Below are 25801 nucleotides of genomic sequence, written 5' to 3'. Positions count from 1 at the left end.
CCCATACAGGTTGTGTGTGCTGTGTTTTGTTTTGGGGCTGTGCGGCGGTGCGAAACTAGCGGGGTAGCCCAGCATGGCTAGACTTAAGCCAGTGTTTTTGTTGAGCAACGGTTTATGGTACCCAGCAGGATAGTGAGTAAAAAAACGGGGAGAGGCACAATGCCTTTCCCCGTTTTTTTTTAGCAATCGCAATAACCCCAATGCTGACGATTTTGCTGCCGCAAATGGTGCGGTGTAATAGCCTGCTGGCGTATCAAGCCGACATGACCTGAGTTTGGAGGGAAGCGATGAGAAAGCTGATGGTCTCGATAATGGCGATGGCGAGTCTGGCGCCGCTGTGGGCATATTCTGCCACCACATTAATCACCTCATTTGAAAGCGACGACCCTACTTTTACGTTGGGGGCCAACAATGATGGTGTGCAAACCGTTGTTACCGACAATGTCACCGATGGGGTGAATGCCTGGCGCGGCTTTTTGGGCACGCCCTTTACTGGCGGCATTAAGATTTACAACTCCGATGCCTGGGACTGGAGTGGCCAAGTCAATGTGGCGGTGGATGTCACCAACACCAGCTCGGATAACATTAACTTTGGCATCAAAGCGCTAAGTAACTTTATCTGGGATGAAGCAAACTCGCTCTCGGAGTACTTCAATGTTGCAGGTAATACCACGGCCACAATCGAGTTTTTGTTGGATAGCACCGAGTTTGGCTCACTCGGCGCCAGCTTTAATAAAGCCCAGATTATGGAGCTGCAGTTCTTTGCCGGGAACACCGCTGATGCCACTTTGTACTTCGATAACATTCGGGTAAACGGCGACCCCATCGAGGAAACCCCAGAGCCCGAACCCGAGCCTGAACTCAGTGAGATAGACACCGCCATCGCCACCGCACCGGTTCAGACCCTGCTGCTGGTCGAGAGTTTTGACAGCATTCCGGATACCCTGTTAGCCGACGAGGGCATTACCCTTGAGCTCAGCGAGCAGGGCGTGAGCCAGGGCTCGGGGGCATTGCGTGTGTTGTTCCCAGCTGGCGGTTACGCAGCGCTGCGTTTAACCCCATCAACACCATGGGATTGGTCTGGCTTGGGGGAGGAGATCGCCTTGGCCTTGGATGTGTCGAATCCGCACAGCGAGGCGGTCTCCTTGTTTCTCCGGGTTGGCTCTGACCCGAACGCCGATGATGGTTTGTACGCCAACCGAGCCGCCAGCATTGCTGCAAATGCCAGTCAGACTATCAATTTGAGTCTCAACGATTTGGCGGCGCTGACTACCCAAGACTTGCGAGTGGCGACCTTGGGCATCAGAGAGCTTCCTGCCACGCCAGCGCTGGATGTATGGGGCAACGACTGGCTGGCCCTCGACCATGCCGCTATCACCTCTGTGCGGGTGTTTCTGGCTGAGCCGGCTGAAGATACGACCTTGGTGATCGATAACCTGCGGATTATCAAGGACCTGAATCATACTTCAGCCTTTGCAGAGCTGGTGGATGCCAGAGGGCAGAACAATCAAATCACTTACCCCTATAAGGTGGCAAAGGCCACCGATCTAGCTGAGCTAGGCGCCAATGAGGCTGCCGAGGGGGTGCTGGGGGAGCTACGTGGTGGAGTGAGAAACAGCAATGGATATGCCAGTCATCCAAGCCTGCAACCCACCGTCGATTGTGTGCTGGCATCACCCGCCTCGTTTAATGCCTGTAAAGATGGCGATGGTAAGTGGCATCTGGTCGACCCCGAGGGGTATGCCTTTTTCGCCACCGGTCTTGCCAATATCCGCCTGACCGACACCTACACCATGACCGGGGTAGCCAGCGAAGGGGAGGATTCTGCACTGCGCCAATCCATGTTTGTCGAGCTTCCCACTAGCTACATCGACGAGTCTGCAGGGCCTGTGCACAGTGGCCCCATCTCGCAAGGGCAAGCGGCTAGTTTTTACGCCAACAATCTTGTTGCTCGCCACGGCAGCGAAGAAGCGTGGCGCGCTTTAACCCTCAAGCGGATGAAAGACTGGGGCTTCACCAGCTTGGGAAACTGGACCGATCCTGCCTTCTATGGCGAAACCGATATTCCTTACTTCGCCAGCGGATGGACCGCTACCTGTAACGGCGCCGTCGGATGCGGTGAGTATAAAACCATTGGCGATGGCTACTGGAGTGGCATTCCCGACCCGTGGGATCCGCAGTTTGTCGCCAATGCCGAGCTAATGGCCCAGCAAATCAGCAGCGAGGTAAGCGGCGCGACCAGCCTGTTGGTTGGGGTGTTCGTCGATAATGAGATCAGCTGGGGCGGCGATAGCGGGCAGTACGATAATGAAAACCAAAACATCCATGCCCAGACCATGGCGGTGTTTGCCACCGATGCCACCGTTGCAGGCAACAGCCCGGCGAAAGAATCCTTTATCAGTATCATACAAGCGAGTTGGGGGCTGAATTTTAGCACCATTGCGCAGCTAAACAGCGCGTGGGGAACCAGCTTTGCCTCCTTCGACGACTTGCGGCCCGCCTTCGCCATGAGCGATTTCTACGATGGTACCCAAGACACGATTACCGCTAGCTTAAACACGCTTCAGTACTTCTATGCCTTGCAGTACTTCAATGTGGTGAAGACGGCGCTGAACACAGCGCTCCCCAATCACCTTTACTTGGGGGCGCGTTTTGCTGACTGGGGGCGCACGACCCAAGTGGTGCAAGCTGCATCCGATGTGGTGGATGTGCTCAGCTACAACATCTACAAAGAGAGCGTCACTGAAGATGACTGGGATAGCCTTGCGCTGAGCCAGTTAGCGGCGCTGGATAAGCCTGCCATTATTGGTGAGTTCCACATGGGCTCTTTGGACAGCGCTAACTTCTCCAGTGGCTTGGTAGTGGCTAACTCGCAGCAGCGCCGCGCAGAGAAGATGGTCAGCTATCTAACTTCGGTGAATGACAACGCCCAGTTTGTCGGCGCGCATTGGTTTCAGTACATCGACTCGCCCTTAAGTGGCCGAGCATGGGATGGTGAGAACTACAACGTTGGCTTTGTTACGGCTACCGACACGCCTTATACCGAGATGACTGACGCGGCGCGAATTTTTAACTGCTACATGTATGTCGCTAGCTTTAAAACTCAGTGTGAGCAAGAGCTTAGCGCAATTAGTGTTGATGTAACCGCCAAGGCCAATCTAACGATTCAAGCGTCGACGCTGTACTCCGGCGCTAACGTGGGGGTGCTACATCGAGGGCCACAGGCCCCAGAGCCTGAAGATGATGTTGTTCCCACGCCAGAAGAGCCGGTAGTACCTGATGAGCCTGAAACTCCCCAAGAGCCAGCACCTCCCGAGGAGCCCGAAGTGCCAGAGCAGCCCGAAGCTCCCGATGAACCTGAAGCACCCGAACAACCGGATACTCCCGACGAGCCTGAGGAGGTGCCTTATCACAACGGTGGCGGTAGCAGCAGCTGGCTGGTTATCGTTGGCCTAGCGCTAATGGCTCTGGTTCGCCGTAAAGCGCTGGTGTAACTAGCATCCCAGGCATTTCCTAAAAAGCAAAAACCGCCAGTAACTGGCGGTTTTTTTATGCGAACTTGAACAGAGCTCGCTTAGCTGGCTGCTTCGCTATCTTGGCTGTCCCAATACGGCGTCTCGCCGTAGTACTCGCTGGCGAAGTCAATAAAGGCGCGCACCTTGGAGGGCAGGAACTGGCGGTTGGCGTAGATAAGGTAGAGATCGAGGTTCTTTGGTTGATGTTGGCAGAGGATCTTCTTTAGGCGGCCGCTGCGAATGGCGTGCTCGGCGATAAAGGTGGGCTGAATAGCAATGCCTGCGCCCAGCTCGGCCATGCTCACCAGCATGTCGCCATTATTAGCGGCTATTGGCTGGCTCAGTGCCAGCTCGCCGGGTTTTACCCCGCGCAGCATCGATATCTGATTGGGCTCGGCGTAGGAGTAGTGCAACAGGGCATGGCCGTTAAGCTGCTCGGGGGTGGCCGGCTCGCCGCGGCGCTGTAGATAGTCGGGGGAGGCCAGCACCGCAACCTCGATGGGGGCGATCCGCCGGGCGATGATATTGTCGCTTTTCAGCGCGCCAATACGCAGCGCCACATCTACCCCTTGCTCAACGATATCCACCTTTTGGTCGGTCAGTTGCAGCTTAAACTCCACCTCGGGATAGCGCGCCTGAAAGTCGCTGAGTAGCTTGGGCAGGTGGCGGTGGCCAAAAGACATCGGCGCATTGATGGTGAGGGTGCCGGATACCCGTTGGTGCCAGTCAACCAGCGAGTGTTCAATCTCGCTGATCTCATCGAGTACCTGCACGCAGCGGCTATAGTAGTGTTTGCCTGCCTCGGTGGGGGTGACCTTGCGGGTGGTGCGGTGCAGCAATCTGGTCTGCAGGTTTTTTTCCAGCGCCGAGACATACTTGCTTACCAGCTGTGGCGACAGCTCCAGCTTGTCGGCGGCGCGGGTAAAAGCGCCTTCCTGCACCACCGCCACAAAGGTCTTCATCAGTTCGAGTTTGTCCATGGGTTCTCCGCAGCCCTGTGTTACCACTTAATATAAACACTGCATTGCTAATAATTCAACGATTACCGCATTTATCAACATCCTGTCTGTGATTAAGCTTTAACCATGGCGTTGAGACACCAACTATCGACTTACAACTATCGGACTTAAGCTCTCGACAATCAGAGCACCGACAAGAGGGAACACAGCATGAACAGCTCACTACTACAGAAAGTTTTCGCATCAAACGCCGGCTTCGCGCCACTGATTCTTCGCCTGCCACTGGGCCTGATCTTGGCCGCCCACGGCGCACAAAAACTGTTTGGTTGGTTTGGTGGCTACGGCCTGGAAGCCACCGGCAACTGGATGGCCAGCATTGGCTTCGCTCCCGGGTTTTTGATGGCCCTGCTGGCGGGTAGCGCCGAGTTCTTTGGCGGTATCGCGTTGGCGCTTGGTCTGCTAACTCGCCCCGCCGCAGTGGTGGCCGCTTTCACCATGGCGATGGCAATGACCGTCCACTTGGGCAATGGCCTGTTTGTTAGCAATAACGGCTACGAGTTCGCCTTAGCGCTGCTGGCGATGAGCGCTTCACTGGCCTTCTCGGGGGCAGGTGCCGTCTCGATTGATCGCCTGATTAGCAACAAGCTAAACAACTCAGAAGTTGCGAAAGTATCGGCCAGCTCAACCCAGGCCGCGAGCGCCTAATCGCTTGCTATCGCCTATCCGGACTGGAGAACAGTTCGGATAGCTACGTTACTTGATGTAAGGGAGCCTATGATGGACACACCTCGATTCCCCGCCTTGTTTATCTCCCACGGCTCGCCGATGATGGCGGTCGATAACAGCGCCACCGCGCAGTTCTTGATGAACTTGGGCAGCTCACTGCCACGCCCCAAAGCGATTGTGGTGTTCTCAGCCCACCTCGACCGCAGCGAACAAGTGGTGATTACCGCCTCGCCGCGCCCTGAGCTTATCTACGATTTCTACGGCTTTCCCGACGCGCTCTATGATATCCGCTACCCCGCACCGGGCGAGCCAGTGTTGGCGCAGCAGGTAAGCGAGCAGCTGCAGCAGGCCGGTTTTATCACCCTGCTCGATCAGCGTTTGGGCTGGGATCACGGCGTGTGGATCCCCTTAAAGCTGATGTATCCACATGCGGATATCCCGATTGTGCAGGTGTCGGTGAACAGCCAGCTCGATGCCGAGCACCACTACCGGTTAGGTCAGGCCTTGGCTGCCTTGCGCGAACAACAGATATTGCTGGTGGGCTCCGGTGGGATCACCCATAACCTACGCGCCTTCTTTAGCCCAGAACCGGCACAAGAGAAGGGCGCAAAGGCCTTAGCCTTCAATGAGTGGGTGTATCAGCAGCTAACTGACAACCAGCGCAGCGCACTGCTCGACTATCGAGAGCAAGCGCCCGAGCTGGCCTATAACCACCCCAGCGAAGAGCACTTTCTGCCGCTGCTAAGCGTGCTTGGTGCCAGCGAGGGAGCGGCTGAGCGCATCCATCATGCGATGGAGGGCGAGGTGCTCTCGCTCGATGCATACTCGTTTGCTGCTTAACAGGAGCTTGAGGACAAGATTCACCATTAATCAACACAGATTCACCTATTGATATTTCGCCGTCACGCTATCGTTAAGGCATCTAGTTGTTTAACCCGTTTCAGCAGAGCTAGGGAGATAGACCATGAAAGTTGCCGTAACCACTGCCAGTGGCCAACTAGGCTCCGCCATCATTAAAGCCACCGCCGAACTCATTTCAGCGGACAACGTGATTGGTTTGGCACGCACCCCTTCGAAGGCCAAGCACCTTGGCGTGGAAGTGCGCCCCGGCGATTACAATAAGCCGGATGAGCTGGAGCAATCGCTGCAGTCGGTGGATGTGCTGCTGATGGTGTCGGGGATGGACGCGCCGGATAAACGTATCGAGCAGCACCGCAACGTGATTAACGCCGCCAAGCGAGCGGGTGTTCGCAAGATTGTTTACACCAGTGTGCAGGGCGCCGAGCACGGTACTGCTTTTTCGCCGGTGATTCAAAGTAACCGCCAAACCGAGCAAGATATCCGCGAAAGTGGTCTGGAGTGGGCGATTGGCCGCAACGGCATCTATATCGAGCCAGATATCGAATACCTCGAAGACTACAAGAAAGAGGGCGGTATTATTAACTGCGCCGGCGATGGCAAGTGTGGTTACACCACCCGCAGCGAGCTGGGCTTTGCCTACGCCAAGATGCTCACCGAAGATACCCGCAACGGTCAAACCTACAACCTACATGGCGAAGCGCTTACTCAGGACCAACTGGCCGAGTATATGAGCCGCGCCTTTGGTGTAGAGCTAAGCTACCAAGCGGTGGACTTTGACACCTTCCGCGAAAACTGCACCAGCCGCCTGGGCGAGTTTATCGGCACCGTGATTGCCGGCATTTACCAAGGCATTCGCGATGGCAAATCGAACAACCCAAGCCACTACCAGCAGGCCGCGGGTCGCGCCCATCAGAGCTGGGATGATTATTTCTCTCGCCTTTCGGCTTAAAAACTAAACGCCGCAAGGGCGGCGTTTAGAGGGCTGAATATCCACTGAGCGTGACAGCTAAAACTTACCGCCATTGGTCCACTCATCCTTAGGCGGGATCGGCTCTTGGTTGGCCCACAACTCAACGATTTTACCCTCGCTTAAGCGGAAGATATCGAAGCGCGCTAAGGGCTGGCCTTGGTAAGTAAGCTGGCTATAGGCCACTACCATATTGCCCTGGCCGATAAGCTTAAACACCATGTCGTAGCTGCCAATGTAGTGCTCGAAGCCGTCTACATCGGCGGCTTTGTGTTCGATTAAGTTAGCACCGTCGACATACTGCAGATACTGCTCGCCATCGCCCAGCACCATCACATCGCACATAAAAGTGCGTACGGTCTCCTTGTTGTCTTCGGTGGCGGCGAGGTCGTCGGCCTCGATGGGGCCGCTTATCTGGTTCGGCTCGCTTTGTTCACTCCCATCAAAGGCGGCAATCACATCCCAGTGTTCGATAATCTTGTCGTCGCTGTCGGTATCAAATAGGTCGGTGGTGACCCATTTGGCCTCGCCATTGTTGATATCCTGAAAGGCCTGCACAAACACATATTGTTGGTCGACAAAGCCGCGCACAATGCGAATATCGCGCACCGGGCAGCGCTCTAAAAACGGGCCGAAGAACTCAACAAAGCCCTCAATGCCATTGCGCACCCCGGTGCTGTGCTGGGTGTAGCGGCGGCCGGTGTACTTGGTGACCGCCTCACGGGCATGGCCGTCGCGGATCCCTTCCATATATAGCGCGGTAGCATTTTCCAGTTTCTTGCTCATGCAGTGCTCCTGTTGATTCAGGTGAACGATGGAAAGTGCTTTTAATCATAGATGAGCTAGCGAATTCCGAACTTCAGCCTGCTCCAGCAAAAAGTCGATCAGCACCCGCACCCGCTTGGCCTTTTGGGTGTTCTTGTGGAAGTAGACATACAGCCCCGCATAAGGATACCAGTAGTCTTGGAGTACCGGCAGCAGCTTTCCACTGGCCAACTGTGAGCTCACCATCGGCTCAACCATGCGGCCAATCCCCAGCCCTTTCTCGGCGGCGTCGACCATCAAGGTGGTGTCGTTCACCACTAAGGCATGGGGCATGTTTACCGTTAAGGTCTCACCTTGATTATCCAGCAGTAGCGGCGCCAGTTGATTGGATGAGATAAAGCGGTATTGGATCAGCTTGTGTTGCTGCAAGTCCTCGGGGCTTTGCGGTGTACCGAAGGCCTCGATATAGGCGGGGGAGGCGAAAAAGGCCTCCTTCATCGCCGGGGTAAGCTGGCGTGCCACCATCCCTTCTTCGATGCGATCGCCAAAGCGGATCCCTAAATCAAAGCCCTCGTTCAAGATATCGATGGCCGCATCCGAGACCGATATCTCCAGCTCCACCTCCGGGTAGCGCTGGCAGAACTCGGCGTAGCAGGGCGCTAGCAGGTATTGATACACAAAGCGCGGCGCAGTTAACCGTACCTTGCCTGAGGGCTCTCTGCTTAAATCGCTCACGCTCTCAAAGGCTGAACCTAGCTCCAGTAATGAGCTGGCAGTACGTTGGTGCAGCAGTCGCCCCGCTTCGGTCAGCTCAATGCGCCGGGTGGTGCGGGTAAATAGCGGAAGCCCGAGCTGGGCCTCCAGCGCCTTGAGCGCGTTGCTTACCGAGGGCGAGGCTATCTCCAGCTTCTGCGCCGCCTTGGTAATGCTGCCCTCGCGCACAATGCTGTGAAAGATACTCAGTTGGTTAAAGGTGCTGCCATTCATGGCGCTGGTTCGCTTATCTGAAGTTATATTGTTAGCTAAATCTTAATAATTATTTAGAGAAATGCCATCTAATCAATAGTAATAACCTCGCATACACTTCTCTTCGTCAGCCAGGCATTGGCACTAACGTGAGGAGTCGTCATTTTGAAAACGGTCAACAAAGTCATTGGGCTAAGCGCCACGCTTGCAATTGCGCTTGCCGTGCCCCTCAGCGCAGAGGTGTTAAGGCCTGAGCTGGCAACCTCGAAAACCACGAACCACAGCCATGAGGAGGCGCAGATGTCGCACAACCAGCAACTTGCATCGGCGATCAGCGATGCCCACGCGATTAATCAAGCAGAGAATTGGCCAAAGCCGGTCAACCCGGTTGCCCCCGGCTCCGACGAGAGCCCCGCGCTCAAGGTGGTTCAAGGTTTCTTCGCCGCTTATGGGGCGGGGGACATGGAGGCCATCAAACAATATGTGGCCGAAGATGTTGAGTGGCACATTCCCGGTCGGCATCGTTTGGCTGGTACCAAACGCGGTATCACCGAGTTTACCGAGTTCTTCGCCAAGCTAGGTGAAGCGGGCTTCAAAGCCGAGGTGATGATGCTGGCCGCCAATGAGCACTATGTGATTGACGCCCACCGCGGCTACAGCACCGCGGGCGACAGCGCCCAGCAGAACATCGACCTGAACTGGATCCTGCTCTACCAAATCGAAGACGGCAAGATAAAGCGGGTGCAGAACTTCTCCGGCAACCAATACGCCTCAGATGCGTTCTTCGACAGCTTTTTCGCACAACCCTGAGCGCCGGGCCACGCCGGGCGCACAACGAACACAGTCAGTAACCAAGATTTAGACACGAGAGAATTATGAGCCAAGTATTAGTGATTTCCGGACACCCCGATCTGGATGGGTCTTACACCAACAGCGTCATCATCGACGAGCTAGCCCAGCGCATTAGCAATATTGAAGTGCGCCGCCTTGATCGCCTCTACCCCGACTACCAAATCGATGTAGCCGCCGAGCAGCAAGCGATGCTAGACGCCGACGTTATCGTGCTGCAATTCCCGTTCTACTGGTACTCGGTACCGGCGCTAATGAAGAAGTGGGTCGACGACGTATTCAGCTTTAACTTCGCCTACGGCCCCGAGGGCGACAAGCTGAAAGGTAAAGACTTTATCCTGTCGTTCACCGTGGGCGGCCCGGCCGAGTCTTACCAGCCACTGGGCTACAACCACTTCACCATCGAACAGATGCTGCGCCCGCTGGAGCAAACCGCCTACTTGGCGGGCATGAACTACCGCAGTCCGGTCTACACCCACCGCATGGTGTACATCCCGAACGTGTACAACGAGCTGGACGAAGTACAGGGCCGGGCCAAGGACCATGCCGCGCGTCTAAGCGCCCAAATCGAGCAATACCTGACAGCGCCCGAAAGCCGCATTCAACGCTTTGTGAGTCAGTGGTTCGCCCGCTTCGACATACTGCCAGAAGACAGCAGCGCCTTTACCGAGCGCTTGGCTAGCGACTCTGTGATGAGTATGCCTGAAGGCGAATTTGTCGGCCTTGAGGGCTTCCGTGACTGGTACACCCAAGCCCGCGCCACCTTCAAGCCAGACTGCCAACACATTATCGAGCAGGTCGAAGTGAAGCCCGAGGGCGACAAGTTCAAGGTAGAGCTACGCATCCGCCTAATCGCCGACACCTACAGCGACTCAGCACTAAAAGGCGAAAGCCTAAACCTGCTGGTTAACGAAGAGTGGCAGTTAAGTCTTGATGAGCAAGGCGAAGTGACGATTCACACTTACAAGGTGGATCCCGTGGTGAGCTAGTGCGCCGCGCTTGATTTGAGAGTTCTTTGTGTGCCTTTGTTGCCCCGGCTTTGCTGGGGCTTTTTTGTAGTAGATAGCTTGCTGTTATTTGGGGATGTAATCGATGGCATCATTGTACAAATGCTTCATCCAGTTGTTTGTACAAATCCAATGATTTATCTGATTCTGTCTTGATGTTCTCGTAGAGGCTACTTGCTATAACTCGAATGGCATGCTGCTCATTTATATTGAGCTCTGGATATTTGTGTTTTCTAAAGTTACCCAGAATCTTTTGCCTTCTAACCTCAAACATGTCCAGCTCGCCAAGACTTTCACAAACTTTTGCTAAGTGCTGCTCCCAGCTGCAGTAGGACTTATCTTCTAAACGCTCACGTTTATTACACTCTTTGCAACATGGAACAATATTTCCTGGGTGATGCAGCCCAAACTCGGTTCTATTGAACATTAAAACGTGTTCAATTTGCAGTTTTGCACTTTTCTTTCCGCAATACGCGCAGCAGCCTTCAAAGTCATTGTCTCTAATGGACAACCAAAGAGCCTTGCCTTTGCCACTTCCAGTATTAAAGGAATGCCCAAGGTAGTACTCACCTACTTTCGTAAGAAAAGCTCTTACAGCAGTGTTGGCAGAATCTGACGCGGTATTGTAAACAGCCATGTTTCGTCGTGCCTTGTAACATCTTGTTCAATAGAGTTATCCCTGACCTAAGCATGGGAAGCTCTACAAAATCCCTAATGACACTAAAGTTAACACTATGGTTTTATTCTATCAATCAGATGGTTAGCTAGCTCTGCCAATTCGATACCGCGTACTACGCCCGCCAGCCACTGCTTTCTGTAGTGTCGAGAGTAGAGCAGTGAAAATGAGTGTTAGCTCTATTGTTGCTAGGCTTGCTACCCTAGGCATTTTTAATTCGACTTTTCACTCTTACATGCAACGAAATCTCCAAATCGAGACTACTGCTGGCAAAATGGCTTGTTATCAGCGTGAGCTGGAGCTGGTTAGTGAGTTATGTTCGACCGGCGCATTGACAGGCTTAGAGTATCGCGCCGCAGAAAGGCTCTTAATGCTAGCAACTGGTACCTGTATTAACGTCGCCAAACATTGGGCAAAGTCCCTAGCAGGGCATAGCCCACAAGATGCCTATCAAGCATTTGAGATGTTGGCCCAGCAGCAAAAGCTATCGCTCGACTCACTGGTAGGCTGGCGTAAGATCATTGGTCTGCGCAATGCCTTGGTGCATGATTATCTCAATATTGACCCGCAAATTATTCGCTCAGTGATCGAACAAGGCCACACTCAACAACTGTTCGAATTTGTGGAGCTTGGCCTGCTAGCGCTGTCTGAGCAGTCAGACTGAGGCAACTAGCCTGCTTAATTGCCTCATTGCATGAGGCGATTAGCGAGCCTATTCGCCTCATCACCGATCTTTCCCACCATTACTGCACTAACATTCCCATCAACGAGCCCGCTGAGATCCGGTACACTTAGCCCATCAGTCACTCAACCACGAGCTACCACCTTGACGCCAAACCCTCTCGATCTGCTTAAATCCGTCTTCGGTTACGATAATTTTCGCCATCAACAACAGGCGATTATCGACACCTTAGTAGCGGGGCAGGATGTGCTTACCTTGATGCCTACCGGTGGGGGCAAGTCGCTGTGTTATCAGATCCCGGCGATGGTGCGCCCGGGCGTGGGGATTGTGGTGTCGCCGCTGATTGCTTTGATGAAGGATCAGGTAGATGCATTGCATCAGGTTGGGGTATCGGCGGCCTATTTAAACTCCACGCTAAGCAGCATGGAGCAGCGCGAGGTGGAAGATTGGCTGCTGCAAGGCCAGTTGCAGTTGCTGTATGTCGCCCCCGAGCGGCTAATGATGGAGTCGACCCTGCAGCTATTGTCGCAATGCCAGATATCGCTGTTTGCCATCGACGAGGCGCACTGTGTTAGCCAGTGGGGGCACGATTTTCGGCCGGAGTATCAGCAGCTGTCGGTGCTGCATCAGCGTTTCCCCAATGTGCCGCGGATTGCCCTTACCGCCACCGCAGACCAGCGCACCAAGCAAGAGATTATTACCCAGCTAGGCCTTGGCGAGGCGCAGGTGTTTGTGCACAGCTTCGATAGGAGCAATATCCGCTATCATGTGAGCGAGCCGTCGAATGCCAAGAACGGGCTGTGGAACTTCCTTAGCGAGCACCACCCTGAAGATGCTGGAGTCATCTACTGCCTGTCGCGTAAAAAGGTGGAAGACACCGCCGAGTGGCTAACTCGCCAAGGTCGGGTGGCGCTGCCTTATCATGCGGGCATGCCCAGCGAGAAGCGCAACGAGCATCAGCAGCGCTTCTTGCGCGAAGAAGGGGTGATCATTGTTGCCACCATCGCCTTCGGTATGGGCATCGATAAGCCCGATGTGCGTTTTGTGGCCCACCTAAGCCTGCCGAAAAGCATCGAGTCTTACTATCAGGAAACCGGCCGTGCCGGGCGTGATGGCGAACCGGCAAACGCGTGGATGGCCTATGGCATGCAGGATATGGTGCTGCAGCAGCAAATGGTGCAAAACTCCGAGGGCAGCGAGGCCTACAAGCAGGTACAGAGTCAGAAACTCAACGCCTTGCTGGGCTATTGTGAGCTGGTTACCTGCCGCCGGCAAACCCTGCTGGCCTACTTTAATGAGACTCTGCCCGAGCCCTGTGGCAACTGCGATAACTGCCTAAACCCGCCGACCACCTGGGATGGCACCGAAGCCGCGCGCAAGGCGCTATCGACCATCTACCGCTGTGACCAGCGCTTTGGCGTGACCTACCTAACTAACGTATTGCTGGGTAAAGCCGATGACCGTATCACCCGCTTCGGCCATGACAAGGTCTCCACCTTTGGCATCGGAACCGAGCTAAACGCTGCGCAGTGGAAGGGGGTATTCCGCCAGCTTATTGCCATGAACTTGGTGGAAGTGGAGGGCGAGTATCACAGCCTGAAGCTCACCCCGCTATGTCGGCCTATTTTGCGTGGCGAGCAAGAGGTGCAGCTACGTGAGCTACGCAAGGCCAAGGGCAAAGCCAAGAAGGCATCCACCTCGAAAGCTGCGGCCGACCTATCGCCCGCCGATCTCACCCAGTTCGAAGCCCTAAAAGTGGTGCGCAGCGCCCTTGCCAAGGAGCAGAACGTACCGGCCTATATGATCTGCCACGATGCCAGCTTGAAGGCGATTGCGCAGATCCGCCCGCAAGACTTAGCAGGCCTAGGCGAGATCTCCGGCTTTGGTGAGTCCAAGGTCGCCAAATATGGCGAGCAACTGCTGGCGGTGGTGGAGCCCAAAGCCAAAGAGCTGCGCACCTTAAGTAACACCGAGCTGACTACTTTAGAACTCTATCAAGCCAGCGGCTCGGTGGCCGATGTTGCCCAGCAACGCGGCCTGAGCGAGACAACCATTACCGCCCACCTAAGCGCTGCCATTGAGAGCGGCGCCTGCACGCTTGAACAGGTGGTATCGCTCAACGAGTATGAGCTGCTGACCATCTCCGATGCAATTAACCGTTTGGGTTTGAGCGGCGACAGCAAGTTAAAACCGCTGTTTGAGGAGCTAAACCAGCAGTTCGACTACGGCGTGCTGCGCTGCGTGTTGGCATCTAAGCTCTTTCACGAAAGCGGCGGGGCCGCAGCGGTGTCTAGTCTCGATAGCTAATTTAAGGAGCGTGCTAGCGGGTGTTTAACACCGTTTAGCACGCTCTCGAAAAGCTATCGCTGCGCAAAATGCTATGACTCGGCAAAATGCTATAGCTCGGCAAGGGGCACTCGATTGCCGAAGACCTGCATTTGGCGGCAAACCACCTCGCTAATCGACAGCTCCATGGCCTCAAAGGACTGGGCCAGCTTGTCGTATTTCAGGGACTCTTGCGACAAGCACGTGCCCAAGGTGGTTAGTGCCGCGTCAGACATACCGGTGAAAAAGTTAATTTTGCGAATGCCAAGGTCGATAGCACGGCGAAAATCGGCATCGCTGATCCCGCTGCCACCGTGCAATACCAAGGGAACCGTCGATGCGGCGTTAATCGCCTTTAATCGTTCAAAATCTAGCTCGGGAGCACCGCGGTATTTTCCGTGTACATTGCCAATGGCCACAGCTAGCGCATCCACTTGAGTCTGCTCAATAAACTGGGCCGCTTGATTAACATCGGTGAGTTTATGTTGGTCGTAGCTACCGTATAGCTCGCCGCCTTCACTGCCTCCTACTGCGCCCAGTTCGGCCTCAACCGATACCCCTGCAGCGTGACAAAGTTTGACGACCTCGCGGGTTTGGCGAATGTTTTCGTCATAGCTAAGGCTAGAGCCATCAAACATGATTGAGGTAAAGCCCGCTCTGATCGCCTTAACGATGGCATCAAAAGAGCTTCCATGGTCGAGGTTCAGAACAACCGCTTGGCTATGTCGAGCGGCGCGAGATTGGATAGCGGCAACAATGCTCTCAAGGTCCAAGTAAGGAAAATGCACCTCCGCAATATTGATAATAAAGGGAGAATGGCACCGGGCAGATGCAGAGAATAGGGCATTAATAAAGTGAGTATCGATAACGTTAAAGGCACCCAATGCTGCGTTGTTATCGCGAGCGATGGCAAGCCCTTGAGCTAGATTGATCAGTGGCATTCGTTCTGTCCTTATTGAACGGTTTAAATCATGGCCATCTCGTTATACTTGGTTACCAAGAGTCTCCCCACTCTCTCAGGTAGCAGCCTGCAAACTCGCAAGAGAGCCATTACCTTTGCCTTTTCAGGCATTCTGCACAGCAGCATTATCTCTTTGGGTCAAAGACTTAGCAATCAATGCGACATTGGATTAGGCACAACGTGAGGGAGTAGTCATGTTGATTGCTCTTCTGTTTGAGTGAGGCTTATGACGTGCTGCACTGCGCGTTGACTCACCAGACAACAACAAGTAAATAGTGCGCTTTTGCGCCAGTGGTAAAGCACAGCGCAGGACTTAGCGCTAGGGCGGGCTGGCGCATTTCCCCGCCCTGACAAACTTGCTACTATGCGGCGCGATACCTTCAATGGATGTTTTGGTCAGCAAAGTAATATGAACAGCACTACCCGCACCGATCTGCCAGCTGATGGCGGCCTGTCTATTAAGCTCCATGAGCTTAGCCTGAGCATTGAAGGCAAGACCATACTCGACAATCTCACCCTCGATGCTCAGGTGAAACGCTTGGGAGTGGTGGGGCGCAATGGCTCCGGCAAATCGAGCCTGTCTCGGGTGCTGTCTGGCTTGGTGGAAGCGAAATCTGGCGAGCTGCTGGTCGATGGCTTCAACCCCTTTAAAGACCGCAAAGCTGCCCTGCGCGGCATTGGCCTGCTGTTCCAAAACCCCGACCATCAGATCATCTTCCCCACCGTGTTGGAAGAGGTGGTATTTGGCCTGCGCCAACTGGGGCAAAGCAAGCAGCTGGCCAAGCAGAACGCCTTGGCCACGCTGGCCGCCTTTGGCAAAGAGCACTGGCAAGATGCCCATGTGGCTAGCCTGTCCGGTGGGCAAAAACACTTGGTGTGTTTGATGGCGGTGATGGCCATGCAGCCGAGCCTGATTATCCTCGATGAGCCTTTTGCGGGGCTGGATATTCCCACCAAAAAGCAGCTCACTCGTTATTTAAGTCAGTTCCCCGGTAGCCTGATCCATATCAGCCACGACCCAGACGACTTAGCCGGTTACGAGCAAATGCTGTGGCTGGAGGGCGGTAAGATCGCCGCTTTTGGCGCAAGCAGTGAGGTGCTGCCAGCTTACTTGGCTCGAATGCACAAGATTGGAGACGGTGATGATATCTCTCAGCTCGCCGGTTGAAACCCGGGCCCATCGCTGGCCGGCGGGCGTAAAGCTGGCGCTGCTTAGTGTTACTACGCTGGGGCTGTTTCTCACCAATAACCCGCTATTTCATGCGGTGATTTTGCTGGCGGTCATCACGCTGTATGCCTTGCCCGGCAAGGTGTTTTTTCTAAGTGGTTGTCGGCACCTGCGGATCCTCGCGCCGTTTATCGTAATCCTGATGCTATGGCATGGCTTAAGTGACGATTTGGCCTACGGCGCCACGATTACCATGCGCTTGGTGTCGGCGGTATCGATGGCCAACCTGTTGACCATGACCACTCGCCTGACCGACATGATGGAAGTGGTGCGCTTTTTAGCGCGGCCACTGCGCCGGCTTGGGCTTAACCCGCGGGTATTGGAGCTGTCGATGGCGTTGGTGATCCGCATGACCCCAACGCTGGTGAGCCGCGGCAAGACTCTCTCTCAGGCCTGGCGCGCGCGCTCTAATCGCCGCTCTGGTTGGCGGATCATTTTACCCTTTACCGTACTCGCGCTAGACGATGCGGACCACGTTGCTCAGGCACTGCGCGCGCGCGGCGGCCTCATTGATATGGAAGATGAATAGATGGAAAAGAATGTTGTATATATCGCCTTGTTTGCTGCCTTGGTGGCTGCGCTAGGCTTAACCCCGCGCATTTACTTGGGCTTTGGCGTGCCGATTACCGTTCAAACCGTGGGCGTGATGCTGTGTGGCTCGATGTTGGGGGCCAAGCGCGGCGCTTTGGCGATGCTGCTGTTCTTGTTGGTGATGTCGGCGGGCTTGCCGGTGGTCGCTGGTGGCTTGGGTGGCCTTGGCATGTTTGTCTCGGTAACCGGTGGCTTCTTGGTGGGCTGGCCGTTTGCAGCCTTTGTGACTGGCCTGATTGTTGAGAAGTGGCGTGGCCCATCGCTGGCGGTGGTCGCAACCATTGCCTCCATGGTGGGCGGCATCTTGGTGATGTATGTCTTCGGTGTGATTGGCATGTCGATTGTGTTGGAAAAAACGCTATTGGAATCGACCCTACTGGTGTTGGCGTTTGTTCCCGGTGATATCGTGAAGGCGGTGGTTGCGGGTACACTGACGGCAGCCATCTACAAGGCGCGTCCAGCCAGCGTATTATCGCGCGCCAACTAAGCCTCGTTTAGCCCGGGAGTAAAACAGCATGAAGATACTGATCTACTCAGACAACGTATCGGCCAACCATGTGCTGTATTACTCGCTGGGCAAGCTGCGCGGCAAGCAGGGCATCTACTTTGTGAATGCCAACGAGATCCTCGCTGGCGCACTCGATGCCGACATCAACCTGTTTGTGATGCCCGGCGGCGCTAGCCGCTATAAAGCCGCCAAGCTCAATGGCGAGGCCAACCGACGTATCAAGGATTACGTTGCCCAAGGGGGGCGCTACCTCGGTATCTGCGCCGGTGCCTATATGGCCTGCGAAACCACCCACTGGGCCAAAGATCAGCCCTATGAGATTGTTACCCAGAACGAACTAAGCTTCTTCCCCGGTTTGGCCAAAGGCCCGGTTGAAGCCTTCGGTCGCGGCGACAGCTACAACGGCACTGCGCCCCGCTTAGTTGAAATAGAGCTGGCAGAATCAGGCTTTGCTAGCCCTAACCCTTTGTGTTTTAAGTCGCTGTATATCGGCGGTTGCGTCTTTGAAAAAAGAGCTGAAACGAGAGCTGAGCCAAGCGCTGAATCAAGCATTGAACCAAACGATGAGACCGGCTTCCAAGTGCTGGCGCGCTTCTCCGAGCTGCCCGATAAACCGGCGGCGATTGTCAGCGGCGAGCATGGCCAAGGCCGCTGGCTGCTGTGCTCACCCCATCCAGAGTATGACCATGAAGCCTTGCAGCTATTGGCATTCGATGTGGTCGGCAACGACTACTCGGGTTTCAATGCGATTGGCGCATCAGCCAAGCTCGATCTAAGCCTGCTCGACTACCTACTCAATACCTTGGAGCGATAAGTATGGAACACGTCTATTTTGCTGGTGGCTGCCTGTGGGGCGTGCAGGAATTTATGCGCCATTTACCGGGTGTGGTAAGCACCGAGGCGGGGCGCGCCAACGGCAGCGCTAACACCACTGCGGGCGAGTACGATGGCTATGCCGAATGCGTGCGCACCGAGTTCGACCCAAGCCTTGTCTCCCTTGAGCGCTTGATGGATTACTTCTTCGAGATTATCGACCCCTACAGCGTGAACAAGCAGGGCGAGGATGTCGGCGAGAAGTACCGTACCGGAGTCTACAGCCAAGACCCACAGCACCTGGCGATAGCCAGCGGCTATATCGCGAAACGCGCCGATGCCGACAAGATTGCCGTGGAAGTACTGCCGCTGACTAACTACGTGAAAAGCGATGCAGAGCACCAAGACCGGCTAACCCTGCGCCCCGGCGATTACTGCCATATCCCGCTGGATTTGCTGCATAAGTACAAGCGCTAGCCCAAGCAGATAGCTCGCGACACGCTCTAACCAATCAAAAAACTACTGGTCGCATCTGATTCTAACTGCGCCTCTTCCTCCAGCCCCACTGAGCGGTCTTTTAGACCGATGCCGGTAAGCTGTAACTTCATCGATTCACTCAGCAGATAGTGCGCTTTGTGGGCCGCTTCCTCATAGGGCAGGCCTTCCGGGCGGATATTGGAGATGCAGTTACGGCTGGAATCTTTGGCGCCGCGCTTAGGCGCCCATGTTAGGTAGATCCCCATGCTATCGGGGGAGGTGAGCCCGGGTCGCTCGCCAATCATGATAAGGGTTATCTTGGCATTGAGGCATTCGCCCACATCATCGCCCACCGCGACCCGGCCTTGGGTGACAATGGTAATCGGTGCCAGTGACCAAGTGTGGGCGTCATCGCCGCTAAGCTTTTCAACCAGCCGTTCAATCACCGGCAATGCATGCTTTTGGATGGCGGTGGAGGAGAGGCCATCGGCCACCACTATCGCCAAATCGTACTCTTGTTGCCCTTGGTGCTGCCCTTTGTGCTGCTCTTGGCGCTGTTCTTGATGATGATATTCGGCGCGCGCATCACACAGTTGCTGCCAGCAAGCCTCGCTGAGCTGTCGGCCGAGATCGGGGCGTTGTAGGTAGACCATGCGGTCGCTGGCCTTGCTTTGCACCAGCAAAGGCGGGGTAGTTATCACGTGGCTAAGTGAGTGAGAGGCTACAAGCTGTTGGTTGAGCGTGGCCACATCCAGCGCACGGTGCACCGCATCGATGGCGCGGGCATGGTCGAGCTGAAAGTCCAGCAACTCGCCGGTGGGAATGCTGGTGCCGGTGCGGCCCAGTGCAATTCGCGCCGAGGTAAACTGCTTGAGGCTCTGCCAGCGGCTTTCGGTGACCACTGACTCATCCTGTGGCTTGCTCACTAACTTGCTCATGCGTCTCCTTTAATTATCTAGTTACCGTTTTAGTTACTTGTCACTGAGCAGGGCGATGGAGGCACCAAAGGGCTTAGCCAGTTGTTGGTTCAGCCTTACCTTGTCGACATCGCTGAAGATCTCCATCTGCGCCAGCCAGCTTTCAAACTCCGGTGCGGGCTTCAGGCCGAGCGCTTTGCGCGCGTACAGCGCATCATGAAACGAGGTGGTTTGGTAGTTGAGCATAATGTCGTCGGAGCCGGGGATGCCCATGATAAAGGTGCAACCGGCTACCCCGAGCAGGGTGAGCAGGTTGTCCATATCGTTCTGATCGGCATAGGCGTGGTTGGTGTAGCAGATATCGCAGCCCATCGGCAGGCCGAGTAGCTTGCCGCAGAAGTGATCTTCCAGCCCGGCGCGGATGATCTGCTTGCCATCGAACAGGTATTCGGGGCCGATAAAACCGACCACGGTGTTGACCAGCAGCGGGTCGAACTGGCGGGCTACCGCATAGGCGCGCGCCTCGCAGGTTTGCTGGTCTACGCCGAAGTAGGCGTCGGCCGACAGCGCGGTACCTTGGCCGGTTTCAAAATACATCACGTTGTTGCCCACCGTACCGCGTTTCAGCGATAGCGCTGCCTCGTGGGCTTCTTTAAGCACCGCCAAGTTCACCCCGAAGGTGTCGTTGGTGCCTTGGGTGCCGCCAATGGACTGAAACACCAAATCCACTGCCGCGCCTTGCTCAATCGCCTCGATGGTATTGGTGACATGGGTTAGCACGCAGGACTGGGTGGGGATCTGGTAGTGCTGGATTACCTCTTCGAGCATGGCCAGCAGCTTGATGGTTTGCGGCACGTTATCGGTGGCCGGGTTAATGCCAATCACTGCATCGCCATTGCCATACATCAGCCCATCGAAGATGGTGGCGGCGATACCGTCGAGCGAGTCGGTGGGGTGATTGGGCTGCAGGCGAGTTGAGAGCCGCCCGGGCAGGCCAATGGTGTTGCGAAAGGCGCTGACGACATGGCATTTCTTGGCGACCAGGATCAGGTCCTGATTGCGCATAATCTTACTGACCGCGGCGACCATCTCTGGGGTAAGGCCATCGCGTAGCGCTGATAGTGCTTGGCTATCGGCCGCGTCGCTAAGCAGCCAGTTACGAAAATCACCCACAGTCATATGTGAGATGGGGGCGAAGGCTGCGAGCTGGTGGCTGTCGATAATCAGCCGGGTGATCTCGTCACTTTCGTAGGGGATGACCGCTTCGGTTAAGAAGGTTTTTAGCGGTACATCGGCCAGGGCCATCTGGGCGATCACCCGCTGTTCGGCGCTTTCGGCAATAACGCCTGCCAGCGCATCACCGGAGCGTTCCGGCGTTGCCTTGGCCATTAGCTCGGCCAGTGAGCCGAAGTGGTAGACCTTGTCTCCTTGCTGCCAGCGGTAGCTTGCGGTCATTTACATCTCTCTAGGGTTTCGAATGGGAGTCAACAAGCAGCGGCTTAACGCTTGCTTCTCGCTTAAGCCGCTGTTGTTTTAAGGCTAGCTGTAACGGTAAGGACGGCCAGCTTTTTCCATATCGGCGTTGTATTTCTTGAAGATTTCCACCACTTTCGCCTTAACCGGCGACTCTTTGGCGATCTCATCCCAGAATTTATGCGCATCGGCCTCAACGGTGGCCCATTCGGCATCGGGGATTGAGGTTAGCTTCATATCGGCGCCTTCCACCCGCAGCTTGGCTTCGCCGCCCCAGTACCACCACTGGCGGTAATAGTGCGAGCTGTCCATCACCAAAGTAAGCAGCTCTTTGAGGTGGTCGGGCAGGGCGTTGTAGCGGTCCATATTGGCGTAGAACGAGCCGATCCATGCACCGGAGATGTTGTTGGTGAGGAAGTAGTCGGTCACCTTCGACCAGCCCACAGTGTAATCCTCGGTAATGCCCGACCAGGCGATACCGTCTAGCTCACCGGTTTGCAGGGCAACTTCGACGTCTTCCCATGGCAGCGATACCGGCACCACACCGTATTTCGCCATAAAGCGGCCCGCGGTGGGGAAGGTGAAGATGCGCAGGCCTTTTAGATCGGCCAGGCTGTTAACTGGTTTCTTGGTGGCGAAGTGACAAGGGTCCCATGCGCCGGCGGAGATGTGTTTCACCCCAACCTTGGCGTATTCCTCTTCCCAGATCTCTTTCAGGCCGTACTGGTTAAACAGCACCGGTACATCTAGCGAGTAGCGGCTGCCGAAGGGGAAGTAGCCGCCAAAGGTGGTCACTTCGGTGGGCGAGGCCATCGAGTCATCGTCGGATTGCACCGCATCGATAATGCCTTTTTGCATGGCGCGGAACAGCTCGTCGGTGGGGACTAGCTGGTCGGCAAAGTACAGCTCGATCTGCATCTCTTCACCGGCGATGCGGTTAAAGGTTTCGATGGCCGGCTTAATCACATGCTCGGCCAGCGCTGGGCCGGCGTAGGTTTGCATGCGCCATTTGATCTTGGGGCTAGCGGCAAAGGTTTTGGCCGGAGCAAGCACCGCCCCTGCGGTTAGCGCGGCGGCACTGGTTAAAAATTTACGTCTTGAGTTCATTGTATCCCTCCAATGGCTCTTGCGAGCTCAATAATGTTGTTGGTGGACTCCGGCCCACCTTGAGTTGCGAGTTTTCAGTTACTTTCCGTACACCGTTTCCGGCAGCCACAGCGCAAGACTTGGAAATATCATGAGCAAAATCAGTGAGAACACCATGATGGCGACGAAGGGGCCAATCGAGCCGTAGATGTCACGCAGGGTGATCTCTGGCGGCGCCATGGCCCGCATCAAAAACAGGTTGTAGCCGAACGGCGGCGTCATGTAGGCAATCTGCGAGGTCACGGTGTAGAGCACGCCGTACCAGATCAAATCGAAGCCCAGCGCATTCACCAGCGGCACATACAGTGGCGCGACAATCACCAGCATGGCGGTGTCGTCCAAAAAGGTGCCCATAATCAGAAACGACAGCTGCATTAGAATCAGAATCGTCCATGGGCTTAGGCCCCACTGCTCGGTAAACAGATCTGCAATCGCATGCACCGCGCCAAGGCCGTCGAATACCGCGCCAAAGCCCAATGCGGCGAGGATGATCCACATAAACATGCAGGAGATGGCCAAGGTGTTGCGCACCGAGTTTTCGAACACCGTACGGGTCATTCGGCGCTTGAGGATGGCCGCCAGCAGCGCGGCCATCGCACCAATCGCCGAGCTTTCTACCAGGCTGGTCCAGCCGTTCACAAAGGGCACCATCATTGCCGCAAAAATGCCGATAGGCAGCGCGCCGGCACCCAACAGGCGCAGCTTCTCGGCGCGCGGTACGTTGCGTTCTTCCTCGCTCAGGGTTGGCCCCAAGCTGGGGTTTAAGCGGCAGCGAATCGCGATATACAAGATAAACAGCACCGCCATCACCAGCCCCGGCACAATCCCGGCCAGCCATAGCTGCCCCACCGGTTGGCGGGCGATCATTGCGTACAGCACCAGCACCACCGAGGGTGGCACCAAGATCCCCAGCGACGAGCCAGCTTGAATAACCCCGGTGACCATCTTCTTGTCGTAGCGCCGCTTGAGTAGCTCCGGCAGCGCAATGGTGGCACCAATCGCCATCCCGGCCACCGACAGCCCGTTCATTGCCGATACCAACACCATCAGGCCGATGGTACCGATGGCCAGCCCACCGGGCATCGGGCCCATCCAGACATGGAACATCTTGTAGAGGTCGTCGGCAATCTTCGATTCAGACAGTACATAGCCCATAAAGATGAACATCGGCAGGGTGAGCATCGGGTACCAGTTCATCAGCTTCATGGCGGCGGTGAAGGGGATCTCCACCCCGCCGGTTCCCCACAGCAAGATGGCGGCGACGGCGGCCACCGCGCCAATGGCGGCAAACACCCGCTGACCGGTTGCCATAAGCAGCATCATCAACGAGAACATGGTGGTTGCGATTAGGCCGTAACTCATTTGATCTCTACTCCTCGGATAGTCGCGATGTCCTTAATCAGCTGCGAGATAGACTGCAGAATCATCAGCACAAAGCCGGTGCACATCACCGCCTTAATCGGCCATATCAGTGGACGCCATGCGGTGCGGCTACGCTGGCCATATTCGAGCGAGTAGAGCATGCTCTCCCACCCGCCATAGAGCAGCACGCCCAAGTAGAAAATCAGGAAGAACACGGTGAAGGCGTCCATCCAGGCTTTGCGCTTGGTCGACCATTCGCCGTAGAACAGGTCCATGCGCACATTGGCGTTGAGCTGGATGGCATAGGCGCCACCGAGGATGTAATAGGACACCATCAGAAACTGGGCCGATTCGAGCGTCCACAGCGATGGCATAAAGAAGGTTTTGGAGATCGACGACCACATAAGCACGCCAATCATCAGGAAGATGCCATACATCATCAAGCGACCGACCCGCCGGTTAAAGCGGTCGACATGCTTGACGTAGGCAAGCAGAAAACCCGGCATTGCCCGCTCTTTGGGCAAGGTGCTTGGCTGTACAGCGCAAGTGACTTGGTTCATTTTTTGCTCAACTTGTTTATCTAGGGCGATAAAACTGAGCCTGCGAGTTTTGTACCGAAGGCTTATCGAAAAACGGCAATGCTAAAAATTAATAAATAACAATGACTTAAGGTTGGCTTGCCCCAAACTGGCCCAAGGGCCATGCAAGTGAAGTGATATATGGAAATACCAGCGCTTATCGATGACGCATCATCGCTGTGCACAATTCACTCAGATGATGCAAACCACCAAGCTGACAACCTGATCAACTGGCAACAGGAATACGACCAACTCAGCCCCGGGCGTTTTTTTGGGGTGATCAACGAGATTAACTTCCCCCATATCCACCTGTTTCGCGAAGACAGCAACCGCGAGCTGCACCAACACTGTCGGGTAGAAGAGGGCGGCCTGTGGCTCGGCTTTAGCGCCGACAATAAAAGCTGCCGCATCAACAACCAGCAAACCCGCAGCGACCAGTTCCTATGTCGCCCCGGTAGCCGCGATTTCGAACTGCTTACTCCTGACGACTTCTCTATCTTCGGCTTAGTGCTACATAAAAGCTTTTTTACCCAACTCGAGGCGCTGGGTGAAGAACCACCGATTTACCCGGCCACCGATGGCCTGTGGCTCGAGAACATCCCCCCGGGCAAACTGCACAGCTTTCGGCAATACCTAACGCTGCTGCTACAACCCGAAGGCCACCGCTGGAGCGCTGCCACCCAAGCGCTGATCTTGCACGACGCAGTGGTAGACCTGCTCAGCCAAGCCCACTACACAACCGCCACGCAAGTGTGCTCGCAGCAGCGCCAACGCATTATGCAGCGCGTGAACGACTACCTGACCCACACAAGGCTAAAGTCCCCCATCACCATCACCGAACTCTGCCGCGCGGTAAACGTAAGCCGCCGCACTCTGCAATACACCTTCGCCCAATGCTGCGGCATGTCGCCCAAGCGCTATATCCAAATCTCACGGCTAAACCAAGTACGCCGCGCACTACTATCGGCCGACAGCAGCCTAACCATTGGTGAAGTAGCTCTTGAATACGGCTTCTTCCATATGGGGCAGTTTGGCCATGACTACAAGAGCTTGTTTGCGGAGACGCCGCAGGAGACGCGGTTGCGCGGAAGCGTGCGGTAGCTTTTGCTGCACCTGTTGTTTGCATTCAGGTTGGCGTTGGATAAATAGCTCACTTGGCTAAGTGTGATGGCAGTTACCCAGCGACCTTATTTATCATTCCCGAAATCGGTAACTAATTATGGAAGACAAATCCCATACTACGGGATTCGAATTTGTGACGAGGTTTTATCGGTTTAAATCACATTAACGCGCGCCAAAGCCCTTTACTTTATAGCCTGCAGCATGGATGGCTATTGCGAGGGATAAGCAAGTTAATGAGTATTGCTAGTATAAAAATTAGAACAAGGATTTTGATTCTAACCTTTCTTCCTACCTTCTTGGTGTTTGCTTTTATCGCGGTGAGTTGCA

24 protein-coding genes are annotated in these 25801 nt (G+C 55.2%); 14 read left to right on the top strand and 10 right to left on the bottom strand.

The window, feature by feature from the left end:
* Positions 1-287: 287 nt before the first annotated feature.
* The gene (locus G461_RS0105170) at positions 288-3494 is read left to right on the top strand and encodes a GlyGly-CTERM sorting domain-containing protein (protein WP_026971031.1); all 3207 of its coding nucleotides are present in this window, start codon (positions 288-290) and stop codon (positions 3492-3494) included.
* Positions 3495-3574: 80 nt separating this feature from the next.
* Here G461_RS0105170 and G461_RS0105165 read toward each other — a convergent pair whose 3' ends face one another.
* Entirely contained in the window at positions 3575-4495 is a 921-nt protein-coding gene (locus G461_RS0105165; protein ID WP_026971030.1) for a LysR family transcriptional regulator, read from the bottom strand.
* Between the two features lie 189 nt (positions 4496-4684).
* Here G461_RS0105165 and G461_RS23350 point away from each other — a divergent pair, with 189 nt between their 5' ends.
* From G461_RS23350 to G461_RS0105150, 3 genes are all read left to right on the top strand, one after another.
* Positions 4685-5179: a DoxX family protein gene (locus G461_RS23350; protein ID WP_051333367.1), complete on the top strand. Its 495-nt coding sequence runs from the start codon at positions 4685-4687 to the stop codon at positions 5177-5179.
* A gap of 72 nt (positions 5180-5251) precedes the next feature.
* Positions 5252-6040 carry a DODA-type extradiol aromatic ring-opening family dioxygenase gene (locus tag G461_RS0105155; protein ID WP_026971029.1) on the top strand — a complete coding sequence of 263 codons (789 nt, stop codon included), beginning with the start codon at positions 5252-5254 and terminating at the stop codon, positions 6038-6040.
* A gap of 124 nt (positions 6041-6164) precedes the next feature.
* Positions 6165-7010 (top strand): SDR family oxidoreductase, encoded by an 846-nt coding sequence (locus G461_RS0105150; protein ID WP_026971028.1) that lies wholly within the window; start codon positions 6165-6167, stop codon positions 7008-7010.
* Between the two features lie 57 nt (positions 7011-7067).
* Here G461_RS0105150 and G461_RS0105145 read toward each other — a convergent pair whose 3' ends face one another.
* The gene (locus G461_RS0105145) at positions 7068-7814 is read right to left on the bottom strand and encodes a nuclear transport factor 2 family protein (RefSeq protein ID WP_026971027.1); all 747 of its coding nucleotides are present in this window, start codon (positions 7812-7814) and stop codon (positions 7068-7070) included.
* Positions 7815-7859: 45 nt separating this feature from the next.
* A complete protein-coding gene (locus G461_RS0105140) occupies positions 7860-8780 on the bottom strand; it encodes a LysR family transcriptional regulator (RefSeq protein WP_026971026.1) in 921 nt (306 codons plus the stop codon).
* A 144-nt stretch (positions 8781-8924) separates the two neighbouring features.
* Between G461_RS0105140 and G461_RS23345 the strand changes: the two genes are divergently transcribed.
* On the top strand, positions 8925-9569 hold the full coding sequence (locus G461_RS23345) for a nuclear transport factor 2 family protein (RefSeq protein WP_211236249.1): 645 nt from the start codon (positions 8925-8927) through the stop codon (positions 9567-9569).
* 65 nt (positions 9570-9634) lie between these two features.
* Positions 9635-10597, top strand: coding sequence for an NAD(P)H-dependent oxidoreductase (locus G461_RS0105130; RefSeq protein ID WP_026971025.1), 963 nt, complete (start codon positions 9635-9637; stop codon positions 10595-10597).
* Between the two features lie 109 nt (positions 10598-10706).
* On the opposite strand, the gene G461_RS0105125 is transcribed toward G461_RS0105130, so the two are convergent.
* Positions 10707-11252, bottom strand: coding sequence for an HNH endonuclease (locus G461_RS0105125; RefSeq protein WP_026971024.1), 546 nt, complete (start codon positions 11250-11252; stop codon positions 10707-10709).
* A gap of 205 nt (positions 11253-11457) precedes the next feature.
* Here G461_RS0105125 and hepT point away from each other — a divergent pair, with 205 nt between their 5' ends.
* Positions 11458-11955 carry a type VII toxin-antitoxin system HepT family RNase toxin gene (gene hepT / locus G461_RS23340; RefSeq protein WP_342664360.1) on the top strand — a complete coding sequence of 166 codons (498 nt, stop codon included), beginning with the start codon at positions 11458-11460 and terminating at the stop codon, positions 11953-11955.
* Between the two features lie 162 nt (positions 11956-12117).
* The gene (gene recQ, locus G461_RS0105115) at positions 12118-14280 is read left to right on the top strand and encodes a DNA helicase RecQ (protein WP_026971023.1); all 2163 of its coding nucleotides are present in this window, start codon (positions 12118-12120) and stop codon (positions 14278-14280) included.
* Positions 14281-14369: 89 nt separating this feature from the next.
* Here the strand turns inward: recQ and G461_RS0105110 are convergent, their stop codons facing one another.
* Entirely contained in the window at positions 14370-15239 is an 870-nt protein-coding gene (locus G461_RS0105110) for a ketose 1,6-bisphosphate aldolase (RefSeq protein WP_026971022.1), read from the bottom strand.
* A gap of 429 nt (positions 15240-15668) precedes the next feature.
* On the opposite strand from G461_RS0105110, the gene G461_RS0105100 reads away from it, so the two are divergent.
* Genes G461_RS0105100 through G461_RS0105080 form a run of 5 tightly spaced genes read left to right on the top strand, consistent with a single transcriptional unit; the run spans position 15669 to position 18876 of the window.
* Positions 15669-16427 (top strand): energy-coupling factor ABC transporter ATP-binding protein, encoded by a 759-nt coding sequence (locus G461_RS0105100; RefSeq protein WP_051326730.1) that lies wholly within the window; start codon positions 15669-15671, stop codon positions 16425-16427.
* On the top strand, positions 16402-17016 hold the full coding sequence (locus G461_RS0105095; protein ID WP_026959327.1) for an energy-coupling factor transporter transmembrane component T family protein: 615 nt from the start codon (positions 16402-16404) through the stop codon (positions 17014-17016). Before G461_RS0105100 ends, G461_RS0105095 begins: the two co-directional genes overlap by 26 nt.
* Positions 17017-17565 carry a biotin transporter BioY gene (locus G461_RS0105090; protein WP_026959326.1) on the top strand — a complete coding sequence of 183 codons (549 nt, stop codon included), beginning with the start codon at positions 17017-17019 and terminating at the stop codon, positions 17563-17565.
* Between the two features lie 28 nt (positions 17566-17593).
* A complete protein-coding gene (locus G461_RS0105085; RefSeq protein ID WP_026959325.1) occupies positions 17594-18400 on the top strand; it encodes a BPL-N domain-containing protein in 807 nt (268 codons plus the stop codon).
* 2 nt (positions 18401-18402) lie between these two features.
* Complete coding sequence (locus G461_RS0105080) at positions 18403-18876, top strand: peptide-methionine (S)-S-oxide reductase (protein WP_026959324.1); 474 nt, start codon at positions 18403-18405, stop codon at positions 18874-18876.
* Between the two features lie 26 nt (positions 18877-18902).
* Here G461_RS0105080 and eutC read toward each other — a convergent pair whose 3' ends face one another.
* The 5 genes from eutC to G461_RS0105055 all read right to left on the bottom strand — a co-directional run bounded on the left by eutC (position 18903) and on the right by G461_RS0105055 (position 24334).
* Positions 18903-19814, bottom strand: coding sequence for an ethanolamine ammonia-lyase subunit EutC (gene eutC / locus G461_RS0105075; protein WP_026959323.1), 912 nt, complete (start codon positions 19812-19814; stop codon positions 18903-18905).
* A 33-nt stretch (positions 19815-19847) separates the two neighbouring features.
* The gene (locus G461_RS0105070; RefSeq protein WP_026959322.1) at positions 19848-21248 is read right to left on the bottom strand and encodes an ethanolamine ammonia-lyase subunit EutB; all 1401 of its coding nucleotides are present in this window, start codon (positions 21246-21248) and stop codon (positions 19848-19850) included.
* A gap of 84 nt (positions 21249-21332) precedes the next feature.
* Positions 21333-22373, bottom strand: coding sequence for a TRAP transporter substrate-binding protein (locus G461_RS0105065; protein ID WP_026959321.1), 1041 nt, complete (start codon positions 22371-22373; stop codon positions 21333-21335).
* Positions 22374-22451: 78 nt separating this feature from the next.
* A complete protein-coding gene (locus G461_RS0105060) occupies positions 22452-23774 on the bottom strand; it encodes a TRAP transporter large permease (protein WP_026959320.1) in 1323 nt (440 codons plus the stop codon).
* On the bottom strand, positions 23771-24334 hold the full coding sequence (locus G461_RS0105055) for a TRAP transporter small permease subunit (protein ID WP_245579564.1): 564 nt from the start codon (positions 24332-24334) through the stop codon (positions 23771-23773). The genes G461_RS0105060 and G461_RS0105055 overlap by 4 nt, the downstream gene beginning before the upstream one ends.
* A 159-nt stretch (positions 24335-24493) precedes the next feature.
* On the opposite strand from G461_RS0105055, the gene G461_RS0105050 reads away from it, so the two are divergent.
* On the top strand, positions 24494-25453 hold the full coding sequence (locus G461_RS0105050) for a helix-turn-helix domain-containing protein (protein WP_035477654.1): 960 nt from the start codon (positions 24494-24496) through the stop codon (positions 25451-25453).
* Positions 25454-25801 lie beyond the last annotated feature (348 nt).

It is taken from the genome of Aliagarivorans marinus DSM 23064 (genome assembly GCF_000429485.1).
GTDB classification, from domain to species: Bacteria; Pseudomonadota; Gammaproteobacteria; order Enterobacterales; family Celerinatantimonadaceae; genus Aliagarivorans; species Aliagarivorans marinus.
The sequence above is the reverse complement of the archived record's forward strand: the minus strand, read 5'-3'. Positions and strand labels throughout refer to the sequence as shown.

Coding starts and splice junctions, on each gene's coding strand:
- G461_RS0105170 (WP_026971031.1), top strand. CDS start 288: ATGAGAAAGCTGATGGTCTCGATAATGGCGATGGCGAGTCTGGCGCCG.
- G461_RS0105165 (WP_026971030.1), bottom strand. CDS start 4,495: ATGGACAAACTCGAACTGATGAAGACCTTTGTGGCGGTGGTGCAGGAA.
- G461_RS23350 (WP_051333367.1), top strand. CDS start 4,685: ATGAACAGCTCACTACTACAGAAAGTTTTCGCATCAAACGCCGGCTTC.
- G461_RS0105155 (WP_026971029.1), top strand. CDS start 5,252: ATGGACACACCTCGATTCCCCGCCTTGTTTATCTCCCACGGCTCGCCG.
- G461_RS0105150 (WP_026971028.1), top strand. CDS start 6,165: ATGAAAGTTGCCGTAACCACTGCCAGTGGCCAACTAGGCTCCGCCATC.
- G461_RS0105145 (WP_026971027.1), bottom strand. CDS start 7,814: ATGAGCAAGAAACTGGAAAATGCTACCGCGCTATATATGGAAGGGATC.
- G461_RS0105140 (WP_026971026.1), bottom strand. CDS start 8,780: ATGAATGGCAGCACCTTTAACCAACTGAGTATCTTTCACAGCATTGTG.
- G461_RS0105130 (WP_026971025.1), top strand. CDS start 9,635: ATGAGCCAAGTATTAGTGATTTCCGGACACCCCGATCTGGATGGGTCT.
- G461_RS0105125 (WP_026971024.1), bottom strand. CDS start 11,252: ATGGCTGTTTACAATACCGCGTCAGATTCTGCCAACACTGCTGTAAGA.
- hepT (WP_342664360.1), top strand. CDS start 11,458: ATGAGTGTTAGCTCTATTGTTGCTAGGCTTGCTACCCTAGGCATTTTT.
- G461_RS0105110 (WP_026971022.1), bottom strand. CDS start 15,239: ATGCCACTGATCAATCTAGCTCAAGGGCTTGCCATCGCTCGCGATAAC.
- G461_RS0105100 (WP_051326730.1), top strand. CDS start 15,669: ATGAACAGCACTACCCGCACCGATCTGCCAGCTGATGGCGGCCTGTCT.
- G461_RS0105095 (WP_026959327.1), top strand. CDS start 16,402: ATGATATCTCTCAGCTCGCCGGTTGAAACCCGGGCCCATCGCTGGCCG.
- G461_RS0105090 (WP_026959326.1), top strand. CDS start 17,017: ATGGAAAAGAATGTTGTATATATCGCCTTGTTTGCTGCCTTGGTGGCT.
- G461_RS0105085 (WP_026959325.1), top strand. CDS start 17,594: ATGAAGATACTGATCTACTCAGACAACGTATCGGCCAACCATGTGCTG.
- G461_RS0105080 (WP_026959324.1), top strand. CDS start 18,403: ATGGAACACGTCTATTTTGCTGGTGGCTGCCTGTGGGGCGTGCAGGAA.
- eutC (WP_026959323.1), bottom strand. CDS start 19,814: ATGAGCAAGTTAGTGAGCAAGCCACAGGATGAGTCAGTGGTCACCGAA.
- G461_RS0105070 (WP_026959322.1), bottom strand. CDS start 21,248: ATGACCGCAAGCTACCGCTGGCAGCAAGGAGACAAGGTCTACCACTTC.
- G461_RS0105065 (WP_026959321.1), bottom strand. CDS start 22,373: ATGAACTCAAGACGTAAATTTTTAACCAGTGCCGCCGCGCTAACCGCA.
- G461_RS0105060 (WP_026959320.1), bottom strand. CDS start 23,774: ATGAGTTACGGCCTAATCGCAACCACCATGTTCTCGTTGATGATGCTG.
- G461_RS0105055 (WP_245579564.1), bottom strand. CDS start 24,334: ATGAACCAAGTCACTTGCGCTGTACAGCCAAGCACCTTGCCCAAAGAG.
- G461_RS0105050 (WP_035477654.1), top strand. CDS start 24,494: ATGGAAATACCAGCGCTTATCGATGACGCATCATCGCTGTGCACAATT.